Source organism: Pseudomonas sp. BS3767, from assembly GCF_900099665.1.
Classification (GTDB): Bacteria; Pseudomonadota; Gammaproteobacteria; order Pseudomonadales; family Pseudomonadaceae; genus Aquipseudomonas; species Aquipseudomonas cerasi.
This window is the reverse complement of record NZ_FNCX01000006.1, coordinates 219,400-231,999: the sequence shown is the minus strand read 5'-3', so window position 1 is coordinate 231,999 and position 12,600 is coordinate 219,400. Positions and strand designations below refer to the sequence as shown.

General features: G+C 60.3%; 12 protein-coding genes. 6 read left to right on the top strand and 6 right to left on the bottom strand.

The genetic code is table 11. The annotated features are described in order from the left end of the window. Positions 1–200: 200 nt before the first annotated feature. On the top strand, positions 201–743 hold the full coding sequence (locus BLR16_RS18480; protein WP_003371494.1) for a 3'-5' exonuclease: 543 nt from the start codon (positions 201–203) through the stop codon (positions 741–743). Positions 744–855: 112 nt separating this feature from the next. Next, positions 856–1,137, top strand: coding sequence for a pyrimidine/purine nucleoside phosphorylase (locus BLR16_RS18475; RefSeq protein ID WP_003371493.1), 282 nt, complete (start codon positions 856–858; stop codon positions 1,135–1,137). Between the two features lie 59 nt (positions 1,138–1,196). Here BLR16_RS18475 and BLR16_RS18470 read toward each other — a convergent pair whose 3' ends face one another. Continuing rightward, entirely contained in the window at positions 1,197–2,966 is a 1,770-nt protein-coding gene (locus BLR16_RS18470; protein WP_024663020.1) for an ABC transporter transmembrane domain-containing protein, read from the bottom strand. 286 nt (positions 2,967–3,252) lie between these two features. Here BLR16_RS18470 and BLR16_RS28635 point away from each other — a divergent pair, with 286 nt between their 5' ends. Next, complete coding sequence (locus BLR16_RS28635; RefSeq protein ID WP_003371488.1) at positions 3,253–3,423, top strand: PA1571 family protein; 171 nt, start codon at positions 3,253–3,255, stop codon at positions 3,421–3,423. Between the two features lie 74 nt (positions 3,424–3,497). Here BLR16_RS28635 and pdxB read toward each other — a convergent pair whose 3' ends face one another. From pdxB to dnaX, 4 genes are all read right to left on the bottom strand, one after another. After that, on the bottom strand, positions 3,498–4,640 hold the full coding sequence (pdxB, locus tag BLR16_RS18460) for a 4-phosphoerythronate dehydrogenase PdxB (protein ID WP_003436743.1): 1,143 nt from the start codon (positions 4,638–4,640) through the stop codon (positions 3,498–3,500). An 89-nt stretch (positions 4,641–4,729) separates the two neighbouring features. Continuing rightward, positions 4,730–4,984, bottom strand: a complete 255-nt coding sequence (tusA, locus tag BLR16_RS18455; protein WP_003371482.1) for a sulfurtransferase TusA — start codon at positions 4,982–4,984, stop codon at positions 4,730–4,732. Positions 4,985–5,140: 156 nt separating this feature from the next. Then, on the bottom strand, positions 5,141–5,467 hold the full coding sequence (locus BLR16_RS18450) for a YbaB/EbfC family nucleoid-associated protein (protein ID WP_002552818.1): 327 nt from the start codon (positions 5,465–5,467) through the stop codon (positions 5,141–5,143). A 61-nt stretch (positions 5,468–5,528) separates the two neighbouring features. Continuing rightward, positions 5,529–7,739 carry a DNA polymerase III subunit gamma/tau gene (gene dnaX / locus BLR16_RS18445; RefSeq protein ID WP_003436746.1) on the bottom strand — a complete coding sequence of 737 codons (2,211 nt, stop codon included), beginning with the start codon at positions 7,737–7,739 and terminating at the stop codon, positions 5,529–5,531. A gap of 100 nt (positions 7,740–7,839) precedes the next feature. Between dnaX and BLR16_RS18440 the strand changes: the two genes are divergently transcribed. After that, complete coding sequence (locus tag BLR16_RS18440; protein ID WP_054081138.1) at positions 7,840–8,634, top strand: substrate-binding periplasmic protein; 795 nt, start codon at positions 7,840–7,842, stop codon at positions 8,632–8,634. Between the two features lie 93 nt (positions 8,635–8,727). Next, a complete protein-coding gene (acpA, locus tag BLR16_RS18435) occupies positions 8,728–10,413 on the top strand; it encodes an acid phosphatase (protein WP_074808006.1) in 1,686 nt (561 codons plus the stop codon). 5 nt (positions 10,414–10,418) lie between these two features. On the opposite strand, the gene BLR16_RS18430 is transcribed toward acpA, so the two are convergent. Next, the gene (locus tag BLR16_RS18430) at positions 10,419–11,543 is read right to left on the bottom strand and encodes a mechanosensitive ion channel family protein (RefSeq protein WP_003315176.1); all 1,125 of its coding nucleotides are present in this window, start codon (positions 11,541–11,543) and stop codon (positions 10,419–10,421) included. Positions 11,544–11,879: 336 nt separating this feature from the next. Between BLR16_RS18430 and BLR16_RS18425 the strand changes: the two genes are divergently transcribed. Then, the gene (locus BLR16_RS18425) at positions 11,880–12,533 is read left to right on the top strand and encodes a DUF1826 domain-containing protein (protein WP_074808086.1); all 654 of its coding nucleotides are present in this window, start codon (positions 11,880–11,882) and stop codon (positions 12,531–12,533) included. The last annotated feature ends 67 nt before the right edge of the window (positions 12,534–12,600 follow it).

The window sequence follows — 12,600 nt, the reverse complement described above, 5'->3', positions numbered from 1 at the left end:
TCGACGGCGTCAGCGCTCTGCGGCATCCTTGCGGTATTCGCCCAGGCAAGTGACAGCCGCCTGCGAGGCACCAATGCAATCACCCGTGGTCACTGTAGGGGCAGTTGTTACAACAAGGGTGCCGATGCAAGGCTCAGGGTGTGCGCAACGGGTTAATCTGGCTACGCTCAAGCCATTGACTATCGTAAGGAAGCTTGATGATGCCGCACTGGCTGGTGATTGATCTTGAGGCTACGACCGAAGAAGGTGGGTGGCCGGTCGCAGAAATGGAAGTCATCGAGATAGGCGCGACACTGGTCAATCAGGACGGACGCGAGCTGGACCATTTCGAACGCTTCGTGCGCCCGGCGCGCAGGCCGCTGCTGACCCATTTCTGCCGCGAGCTGACCCATATCAACCAGAGCAGCATCGACAGCGCTGCACCGCTGACGACGGTGTGGCCGCAGTTCGAGCGCTGGTTGAGCCATCACCGTGCACGTATCGTGGGCTGGGCCAGTTGGGGGGATTACGATCGTCAGCAACTGGAAGAGGAATGGCGTCAGCATCACCTCGACAGTGCACTGTCCAGCATGCCGCACGTCAATCTCAAACAGCGTTTCGCCCAGGCTCGCCATTTGCAGAAACCGATGGGGCTGAACAGTGCCTTGCAACTGGCAGGCATGCAGTTCAGCGGGCAACAGCACCGCGCCTTGGTCGATGCGCGCAATACTGCCAGGCTGCTGCCGTTGATTCTGCCCAACTGAATGCCGCTGCAGGTCGACGTTTCGTCAGCGTCGATGTGCAAGGGGCGTGACGAGTTTTAACGTGTTGGGCATACTGGCGAGCCATTTTCAGCCCTTTCAAAAGGAATCGCCCATGTTCAAGGTCAACGAGTACTTCGACGGCACCGTCAAATCCATCGCCTTCACGCAGGCCGATGGTGAGGCAACCATCGGTGTCATGGCAGCGGGCGAATATGAGTTCGGTACGGCGCAACGGGAAATCATGCATGTGATCTCCGGCGAATTGAGCGTGAAGCTTCCGGACAGCACTGACTGGGAAACCTTTGCCACCGGCAACCAGTTCAACGTACCGGCCAACAGCAAGTTCCAGCTCAAGGTCAAAGTCGATACCGCCTACCTGTGCGAATATCGCTGAGACTCAGCGAGTGGGAGGCTTGACCTCCCACGTTGCCCACAGGCCCTCCTCACCCTCTCCTACTCAACCCCGGCATTGAACTGCAACGCCGCCAGTCGCGCATAAAGCGGGTTGCTGGCGATCAACTGCTGGTGGGTGCCCACGGCCACCAACCGCCCCTGATCCATGACGGCAATCCGGTCGGCATTCTGCACCGTGGCCAGCCGGTGGGCGATGACCAGCGTCGTACGCCCCTGCATCAGGCTCGGCAGGGCCTGTTGAATCAAGTGCTCACTCTGCGCGTCCAGCGCACTGGTCGCCTCGTCCAGCAGTAGAATCGGCGCATCGACCAGCAAGGCACGGGCAATCGCCAGACGCTGACGCTGTCCGCCGGACAATCCCACCCCGCCCTCACCCAGATGCGTACCGTAGCCGTTGGCCATGTCGAGAATGAACTCGTGCGCATGGGCAATGCGCGCCGCCGCCTGTACCTGCTCAAGGCTCGCAGTGGCGTTACCGTAACGAATATTGTCCTCGACACTGCCGAAAAACAGGGCGGGCGATTGTGAAACCAGCGCGAAGCAGCGGCGCAGATCATGGGGATCGAGCTGCGCGATCGGCACGCCCTCGATCAGAATGCGCCCTTGAATCGGGTCGTAAAAACGCAACAGCAGATCCAGAATGGTCGACTTGCCCGCACCGGAGGGCCCGACCAGCGCCAGGGTTTCACCGGGCTCGATGCTCAGGGTCAGGTTATCCAGCGCATTGCGCTCAGGACGCGATGGGTAGGCGAAGGTGACATTCTCCAGCGCCAGACGCCCACTGATGCGCTGCGGCAGGCTCTGCAGATCCGTGGTCGGCACACTGATCTCGCTGCGTGCCTGAAGCAGCTCGCCGATCCTCTCTGCGGCACCGGCGGCGCGCTGCAGATCGCCAATCACCTCGCTCAACGTACCGAACGCCATACCGACCATCAGCGCGTAGAACACGAACGCTGCCAGCTCACCGCTTGAGATGCGGCCGCTGATCACGTCCATACCGCCGACCCACAACATCACCGCCACGGCACCCAGCACCAGAACGATCACCAGCGTGATCAGCCATGAGCGCTGCAGGATACGTTTACGAGCGGTCTCGAACGCCTGCTCCACCGTATGCGAAAAACGCTGCTTGTCCTGCTGCTGATGGTTGTACGCCTGCACTGTCTTGATCTGCCCCAGGGCTTCGGCCACGTAACTGCCGACATTGGCGACCCGGTCCTGACTTTCGCGCGACAGATTTCGTACCCGCCGCCCGAACATGAGAATGGGTGCGATGATCAGCGGCAACGCCACCACCACGATACTGGTGAGTTTGGGGTTGGTGATGAACAACAACACGATGCCGCCAATGACCATCAGCGCGTTGCGCAGGAACATCGACAGTGACGAGCCGATGACCGACTGCAACAGCGTGGTGTCGGCGGTCAGTCGCGACTGGATTTCCGAACTGCGATTGTTCTCGTAGAAGCCCGGATGCAGTTCGATCAGGTGATCGAATACTTTCTTGCGCAAGTCGGCAACCACACGCTCGCCGATCCACGACACCAGATAGAAGCGGGCGAAGGTTCCGACGGCGAGGCCGACCGTCAGCAGCATGAAAAACCCGATCGAGCGCTCGAGCAGTTGCGGTGAGCGGGTCATGAAACCCTGATCGACCATCAGTTTGATGCCCTGCCCGATCGACAGGGTGATACCTGCGGTGATGACCAATGCCAACAACGCGCCGAGCGCCTGCCAGCGATACGGCGCGATGAAGCTCGCAGCCAGACGCAAGGCCTGGCGATGACGTCGGGTAATCCGTGAAATCATGAACGATGAACCTGCCTGTGTGCCCGATCTGTCTGAGTTGCAAAGCCTACACCTGTGTGGCCGGGGCGCCGAACATCATTTCGAATGAACTTGCGGCTGGCTTGCAGAGTCAGGTTATGACTGCTTTACAGAGGCCGCTATAAGACATCGATCTAAGCGCCTGCTGGCAGATTTGCATCATATCTGTTGCACTTGCAGCGCGTTTGAGCGGCTGACAGTACCTGTCACGGACCGGTCATCAAGCGCGGTTAACTTAACGCCGTTACCTGATGAAAGGAGAAACACCATGAACCCGCAAGAGCGCAGCAATGAAGTTCAGGTTGTTCGAGCCACGCCTAATCTGCCGGTTGGCGGTGCCATTCTTGACCAGCACGGACAAGAAGTCCTGATCACCGAAGAAATGGTTCAGGCTGCCTGCCAGGAATGCGACAAGCACTGGGTAACCCCGGAAAAATAAAACCAAGCCGTACCAGATATTTGAAACCCGACCACTTGGTCGGGTTTTTTATTGCCTGATGACCCGGCTGGCGATCAGACCAGCACTGCACCCAGCGCCCGCACCAGTTGTGCCAATGCCTCGGATTCTCCCTCCAGATGAACCTTCAGCCCTTCGATTTCCCGGCGTGGCGGGTACTGCTTGCGCAATGCATCGAAGGCCAGACGCTGGCTGGCGGTGTCACCGGTCAGGCTGCGGCGGAAATCCGCATCGTCACGTCGCGGGTCATACACGCCGCGGCACAACATGTTAAGCGCCCAGACCGGGTCGCAGGCCGCGTCGAGACTGACCTGCGCCAGCCAGGGTTTTGGCAGCAGATCGTCCAGCTCGATCGTCGCAGGCTGATCAAGAAAGCCACACAACGCCTGATAGATCTGTGCAGTACCGCGCTGCCTGCCATCCAGGCTGTAACCGGCGATATGCGGTGTACCCAGAACGCACAAGTCAGCCAGCGCGACGTTGACCTGCGGCTCGCCCTCCCACACATCCAGTACGGCCTGCAGGTCTTCCCGCTCAAGCAGCACGTCGTGCAACGCCGCGTTATCCACTACGGCGCCACGGCTGGCATTGATCAGCCAGGCACCCTGGCCGAGCTGACGCAAACGCGCGTCGTCGAGCAAGTGCCAGGTCGGTGACGCCCCGGTTTTGTTCAGAGGCGTGTGCAGGCTGATCACGTCACAGCGCTGCAGGATCTCGTCAAGGCTGACGAAGTCGCCGCCTTCGGCAGCCTGGCGTGGCGGATCGCAGACCAGCACGTTCCAGCCCAATGCCTTCAATACGCTGATCAGCCGACCACCCACCTGCCCTGCACCGACCACACCGTAGGTGCGCTGCGCAAGATCGACCCCTTCGATTTCAGCCAGGGTCAGCAGGCTGCCTAGGACATAGTCCACCACGCCGCGCGCATTGCAGCCCGGAGCGCTGGCCCACTGGATACCGGCTTGCTGAAACCAGTCCAGATCCAGGTGATCGGTGCCGATGGTGCAGGTCCCGACAAAACGCACCGGGCTGCCCTCAAGCAGTTCGCGGGTCACGGCGGTGACCGAGCGAACCAGCAGGATGTCGGCATCCGCTACAGCAGCTCGGTCCATGGCGCGGCCCGGCAAGCGATGAATCTCACCGAAATGAGCAAAAAAAGCGTCGAGCAGGGGAATATTTTCGTCAGCAACAATGCGCATGGAAGACTCTCTGGGTCTGGCGAACAGGGACCTGCTCGAATCGGGAACAGGTGCGTCGTGAACAGGCGCGGGTTGCAGCGATGTGGTGATCAGTCGGACTTCTTGCGGATCCAGTACAGGAACGTACCCTCTTCGGCTTGCTCCGCAACCAGTTCATGACCGAGAAATACACAGAATTTCGGGATATCGCGACGCGTGGACGGATCGGTTGCAATGACCTTGAGTAGACCGCCCGCGGGCAGGTCACGCACCTTCTGGTGCAACATCATCACCGGCTCCGGACAAAATAGCCCGACGGCGTCCAGCTCGGCGTCGACAGTGAGGTTTTCAATGGGCTCAGACATGGGGCACTCCAGAGACGGGGGACGATTGTCGCTCAATTCGGTCGGTCAGGCCAAATGCTGATGGTTATACCAGCGCCGAATGGCGGCGCGCGGCCAGACAGCAGAAAGAAAAATGCCAGGCACAGGGCCTGGCACTGATCATGACCCGGGCGAGCGTCAGAACGGCAGCTTCATACCGGGCGGCAACTGCATGCCAGCCGTCATGGAAGCCGTCTTGTCCTGGCTGGCCTGCTCGATCTTGCGCACGGCGTCGTTGACGGCGGCGGCGATCAGGTCTTCCAGCACTTCCTTGTCTTCCTGCATCAGGCTGTCATCCAGATTGATGCGCTTGACGTCATGACGACCGGTCATCACCACGCTCACCAGGCCTGCGCCCGATTGACCGGTGACTTCCGCGTTGGCCAGTTCTTCCTGCATCTTGGCCATTTTTTCCTGCATTTGCTGCGCCTGCTTCATCAGGCCAGCCATGCCACCTTTCATCATGGGATATCTCCTCGAAAATGGATGGTTCGTTTGCGTGGCGCCAGCGGCGCCCTGTGTTCAGTTATTGAGCCTGCGCCGCAGGTGTGTCAACGGGCTTGATCGTGTCTTCCCGGATCACAGCGCCAAACTGTTGCAGCATCTGCTGGATGTACGGGTCGGCCTGGATCGAGGCTTCGGCCTGGCGCTGGCGCTCGGCCCGCAGCCGTGAAGCAGCCTGCGCAGGGGTTTCCTGCTCGGGCTTGATCAGCTCGATACTCAGATTGATCGTGCGCCCATGATACTGGTTCAACGCATCGTTCAGGCGCCGCTGCTGCGTCGAGTTGAACAGCGCGCTGTGCGCAGGGTCCAGGTGCAGCAGCCAGTGGTCGCCATCGACTGAAATCAATGTGCAGTTGGCCGCGATGCTGCCGGTCATCCCGGAGATCGGCAGCTTGGGAAACACGTCCAGCCATTCGGCCGCAAGACCGGTGGCCGGTTTGGCGGCAGGAGCGGGCTCCGGCTCGACGGCTTCAAGTTCGACGACACTTTCGTGGGCCAGCTCATCCAGATAGCTGTAGGACGCCGGATCTATATCGATGTCCGGCTCGACGTAATCGTCGTCCGCTGGCGGTTCGTCATCACGGCCCATCGGCCCGGAGTCGGAAGACATCGAATCGGTGTGCATGGACAGATACGCAGAGTCCGGGATGGCTTCGAGCATTGCCGGCGTGTCCTGTTGCTCGGCAACCGGCTGCGCCGGTTCGGCTTCAGGTGCGGCCGGCACCGGGCTGGCGGGCGCAGGCGTCGGCATGGGCGTCAGGTCGGGCTGCTCGGAAACGGTCTCCAGAACCGGCTCGGCTACTGGCTCGGCAGCGGCTTCGGTATCAGGCGCAGTTTCGGCGGCGGGTTCGGCAGCCGGGGATTTCGGCTCGTTCCACGGCAGGTCGAGGTCTTCAACCGGCGCGGCTTGTGGCTCTGGCTTCGATTCCGGTTGTACCGCGGGCGCTGGCCGGACGGCGGCCGGCATCGGAGCCGCTGCAGGCGGCAGCGCTTCGAAGGCCGGATCAGGTGCAGCCATCACCGGGGCGGTCGACACTGCAGGCGCTGCCGATGCAACAGGTGTCGCATCAGCCACTGCTTTTCGGGAATCAACCGTGGCCTGGCTGATCCCCACTGGCTTTAGCGGCTGCCTCGGCGCGTCCTCGCTGTCGGCAGGACGAAACGCCAGCATGCGTAACAGGACCATCTCGAAGCCACCACGCGGATCAGGGGCCAGCGGCAGGTCACGACGACCAATCAAGCCCATCTGGTAGTAAAACTGTACGTCTTCGGCAGGCAGGGCCTGCGCCAGGGCCAGCACCCGGTCACGATCGCCATGACCGTTGTCGACGCCTTCCGGCAACGCCTGGGCAATCGCCACACGGTGCAGCACGTTGAGAATTTCCGAGAGCACGCCGTTCCAGTCAGGGCCCTGCTCGGCCAAGTGGCGTACCGCCTCCAGCACGCCACGCGCATCGCCTTCCAGCAATGCGGTCAGTACATCGAAGACCTGGCCGTGGTCCAGCGTGCCAAGCATGGCACGTACATCGGCAGCCATGACCTTGCCTTCACCGAAGGCAATGGCCTGATCGGTGAGGCTCATTGCATCACGCATCGAACCGTCGGCGGCGCGCCCGAGCAACCACAGCGCGTCGTCTTCGAACGGTACGTTCTCGACGCCCAGCACATGGGTCAGATGCTCGACCACGCGTTCAGGCGTCATGTTTTTCAGCGAGAACTGCAGGCAACGCGAAAGAATGGTCGCCGGCAGCTTTTGCGGATCGGTGGTGGCAAGGATGAACTTGACGTAGGGCGGCGGCTCTTCAAGCGTCTTGAGCAAGGCGTTGAACGAGTGGCTGGACAGCATGTGCACTTCGTCGATCAGGTAGACCTTGAAGCGACCGCGACTCGGCGCGTACTGCACGTTATCCAGCAGCTCGCGCGTATCTTCGACCTTGGTACGGCTGGCGGCGTCGATTTCGATCAGATCGACGAAACGGCCCTCGTCGATCTCCTTGCACACCGAGCAGGTGCCGCAGGGCGTCGAGGTGATGCCGGTTTCACAGTTCAGGCACTTGGCGATGATCCGCGCGATAGTCGTCTTGCCGACGCCCCGTGTGCCGGTAAACAGATAGGCATGGTGCAGGCGCTGGCTGTCCAGCGCGTTGATCAGGGCCTTCAACACATGAGCCTGGCCGACCATTTCGCGGAACGAGCGCGGACGCCATTTACGTGCAAGAACCTGATAACTCATTTAAAACCGTCGCAACTGGTAAGCGGAAGACCGCCAATGCTAGCCGAGCAGGGGCAAAATTGCATCTGGTGTCCGTCTCTATTGTGGCTAAGCTGTGCAAATGACTCTATTGACGCGCTTTATTCGGGCCTTCACCACGCCGCGGCTGCCTCGTGCAGCGGCGGCCTGCCTGCTATTGCTGGTGCCGCAAAACGGCAGCGCGGCGCAGAGGACCTTGAGCTTTGCGGTCAATGAAGGCTGGACCATGCCGATGATGCACATCACCGACTTTCGTCCCGAATCCGGCATTCTGTTCGACATCATGCAAAGCCTTGCGCACCACGTGGGCCTCGAGGCCAGTTATCACGTAATGCCGCGCCTGCGCATCCAGTCGGCGCTGGAGCGCGGCGAAGTCGATATGCACTGCTACAGCGCCCAGGCGTGGTACCCGGACTTGTCCGGGGATTATCTCTGGAGCCTGCCGATTCTCTATCAGCGCGACTGGCTGGTCGCTTCGGCGGCGACGGCTGCCGGCCCCTACCCCGAGCAGTTCGACAACGAAACCGTCGGCACCGTGCTGGGCTACAACTACCCGGCCCTGGAGCACCTTTTCGAGAATCACAAACTGGTCCGTGAAGACGCGCGCACCCAGAATCAGACGCTCGGCAAGCTGATGGCCGGGCGCTACAACTACGCGGTGACCAATCAGTTGATCCTCGAATGGACCAACCGGAACCTGCCTGTCGGCAAGAGGCTCAAGCCGATATCACTGGTCGCCGAACAACCAGCCGCCTGCCTGATCCGCAATAACCCCGACCTGCCAGTGGGCAGAATTTTGCGCACGCTGGTGCAGATGCGTCTGTCGGGCGAGATCCAGAAGATCATCGATCACTACACAACGGCCACGGCCCCCTGATCCTTCATCTGCGCTGTCGCAATAGCGTCATATTCCATGGTTACGCTCGCGTGAAATCTTTGGTAACACATTAACCAGCGCGAGTATTTGGCGATGAGCGACAGACCAGACGACGAAGATACCAACGAAAACCCCAGCCGCCGTCGTTTTCTGGGCGGGATGGCTGCCTTGGGTGCAGGTGTCACCCTTAGCAGCTACGTTTCCGCCCACGAGAAGCCGCCCGGCGACAACGAACGGCATCATCACCTTGCCGGACCCGCGCTGGATCGCGCCTTGCGCGAAAATGTGAAAACCATTGTGGTGATCTACGCCGAGAACCGCAGCTTCAATAACCTGTTCGGCGATTTCCCCGGTGTCGAAAAGCCGCTCTCCTCGCTCAGGCCTTCCGATTACGAGCAGCGCGACCGCGACGGCACGCGATTGTCCAAACTGCCACCTGCCTGGGGAGGCGTGCTGCAGGTAGGACCGCAAACCGTCGATGGCGTGACTTATCCGGTAGGCGAGCAGTTTCAGCAAGACCTGCCCAACGCGCCGTTCCCGCTCAAGGGACCGAACGGTGAAGACCTGCCGCTGAGCCTGGTGACCCGCGATCTGTGGCACGTGTTTTACCAGAACCAGATGCAGATCAACGACGGCAAGAACGATCGCTTCGTGGCCTGGGCGGATGCGGGCGGCCTGACCATGGGCAACTATGCACAGACTCAGTACTCGCTGCGCCTGTGGGACGTGGCCGAGGAGTTCGTGCTGTGTGACAACTTCTTTCAGGGTGCTTTCGGCGGCTCGTTCCTCAATCACCAGTACCTGATTTCAGCCACCGCGCCTGTTTACCCGAACGCCGCCGAATCTCCTGCCAAGTCGCAAATCGCTACCTTGCAGAGTTTCAACCCGCAGGATCCGCGCCTCAAACCGCTCGACAAGTCGCCGGCCAGCGCCATGGACGGACCGCCACAATTCGGCCCCAGCGCCATCACGCCGGACAACTACGCCGTCAACACCATGGCCCCGCCCTACTGGCCAACCTGGCTGCGTGACCCGCAAAACCCTGATTACTCGAAACCGGATCTGCCCAACGTGCTGGTTCCGCAAAGCCACGAGCACATCGGTGACAAGCTGTCGAAAAGGAATGTTGACTGGGCGTGGTACGCCGGTGCCTGGCAAGTGACGCTGGATGAATTCAAGGACTCCACCGGGATCCCGAAAATCCCCAACTTTCAATACCATCACCAGCCGTTCAACTACTTCAAGCAGCAGGGGCCGCAGCACCCTGAAGAGCGTAAGAAGCGCCTGCGTGACGGCGGGCTGGGTGACGAGTCGAGCACCAATCGCTTTCTCGCCGATGCCGAAGCGGGCAAGTTGCCTGCGGTAACCTTCTACAAGCCCCAGGGCAACCTGAACATGCACGCCGGTTACGCCGACGTTGCTTCGGGTGACCGGCACATCGACCGGGTGATCAAGGTGCTGCGCAAGAGCCCGCAGTGGGACAACATGGTGATCGTCCTCACCTTCGACGAGAACGGCGGCTGGTGGGACCATGTCGCGCCGCCAAAAGGCGACCGCTTCGGGCCCGGCACGCGCATTCCCGCTCTGGTCATCTCCCCTTTCGCCCGCAAGGGCAAGGTCGACCACACGGTTTACGACACCGCCTCGATCCTGCGCCTGATCACCCGCGTGCATGGCCTGGAAAAACTCGACGGTCTGAAACGCCGTGACGAGGCCATGATCGCGCGTGGCCAGGCGCCGATGGGCGACCTGACCAACGCGCTGCAGTTTCCGGCCTGATCCCGTCAGGTGGTCGCGTCGGCAGCCTCCAGCGCAGTCGGACGAGCGGTTTTAACCGGTGGCAGGGATGCCACGTACACCGTGCGGGACGGGAACGCGAAACGCACGTCCAGTTCGGCAAAGGCTTCCATGATGTCCAGATTGATCGCCTGCTGCACATCCATATAGACGTTGTAGCTGGGGTCGAGCACGATAAAAACGGTCTCGAACTCCAGCGATGTCTCGCCAAACCCCCGAAAATGCGAACGGTCGAAACGCGCCAGCTTCTGCGCGTTGATGATCGCTTCGACTTTCTTCGGCACTTCCCTTATCTGATCGACCGAGCAGTCATAGGTCAGCCTGAATTCGAAGACAATGCGTCGCTCCTGCAAGCGTTTGTAGTTCTGGATGGTGTTGTTGATCATGTCGGCGTTGGCCATCACGATCTGCTCGCCACCCAGGCTGCGGATCCGCGTGGTCTTCAGGCCCACGTGCTCGACCGTGCCGGACAACGCACCGACGACGATGAAGTCGCCAACCTCGAAAGGCTTGTCCACGGCGATGGACAGCGAAGCAAACACGTCGCCCAGAATGTTCTGCACCGCGAGTGCGACCGCAATGCCGCCGACCCCGAGGCTGGCGACGAACGCGGTGATATTGACCCCGACGTTCGACAGCATCGCCATGACCACCGTGGCCCACAGCAGCACCTTCGCCCCCCACAGACTCAACGTAGCCAGCGCGCTGCCCTGAAAGGTGCCGCCAGCGTTGTGACGCACGAAGTAGCGCTGCAAGGCGAGCGCGATTGCCCGGTTCGCCCACAGCCCGACCTGTAATGCGGCGACCACGAACCACAGACTGCTGACCCGCCCGAGCCAGCGCTCCGGCAGATCGAGCATGCCGATGCCGATCAGAATGGAAGCCAGCAGCAATAACGTATTACTGGTGCCCGACAGCACCTGCACCACGATGTATCGCATATGCGTGCTGGGCGCATCCGCACGCGAGCGCATCTTTCTGAGCACAAAACCGATCACGCCCCTGACCAAAATAAAACTCAGGGTCGAGGCGAAAATAGCCAGTATCCAGTTGGCGAGCGATATGCCCAGAAATTGCGAGTCTGTGAAAAATCTGATGATGTCCTGTTCCATCCGGCCCCCGGCTCCACTGCTGCGAGACGCCTGACCGAAAAGCCCGTGACACCCGCAGCGACTTGAATTGCCCCTTGCCGTAAAACGGTTTCAAGCGACGCGTAAGGAGTTAGGGGGTGTGTGGAAGTGAGGGTTCAGTTGAATTGGCTATTGATCGATCACCTGAACGCACACCGAGTTTTCACTGCTCGTCGAAACTGATCAGACAGCATGGAACCTCTCCTCAATGAGTTACCACTCACGGCCCCGAGCGACGGGCTACCAAGCCCCAAGCGCTCAAGCGGCCCAAAAGGCCAATTCGTGGTTAACACCACATTCAACCAGAGGAAAATATCCGTGACCTACGGCATTCGCGGCGGAGTTGGCACATCGGCTTACTACACCCAGCCCCAGCCTTTTGATGAGTTGAAGCTGAAGCCGGAACAGATTCAGGAAAAGACGGCAAAACTCATGGAGAAAGGGTATTTCACCGTTCCCATAGCAGAACCTACAAGACGTTTTTTGCATGAGCAAAGCAGTCTCAGTAACCCCGCCTGGAGACAGGAGACCGTTGGAAAGGTTATTGATCTGAAAGCAACCGACTACGAACGGTCAATAACGGCCGTAGCGAAGGACATTGCAACCACGCTCACCGGGGAACGGCAACAATTGAGACCTCATGAGTTCCAACTGCGAAGGGCCAAAAATCAGGGCGCAGACCAATGGCATCAGGATAAGGGGCCGAAAAAGGTCATCTGCATCGCCACCATCGAGGGGCGCGGCACGGAATACGTGAAGCGCGCAGAATCAGAAGGAATATTTGAAGCGGGGCATTTTGGGAAAATGACGCCTCTGGATGCCAGGGCGGTCGAGCAGAGAACCAGAGAAGCCAAGCAAGACCGCTTCTATTTCTTTGCGGGCAAAGGTATTTGCGAAGACAGCATTCCCAAACTTGTACACCGCTCGCCCCATCAGAGTGGTCGCTCCATCTTCCTGGCACGATGGCAGTAAGGCAGGCAATGCAGGATTAACCGCCGGCCTGGAGACATCCGGCGGTTATCTCCGTGCCGGGCAGACT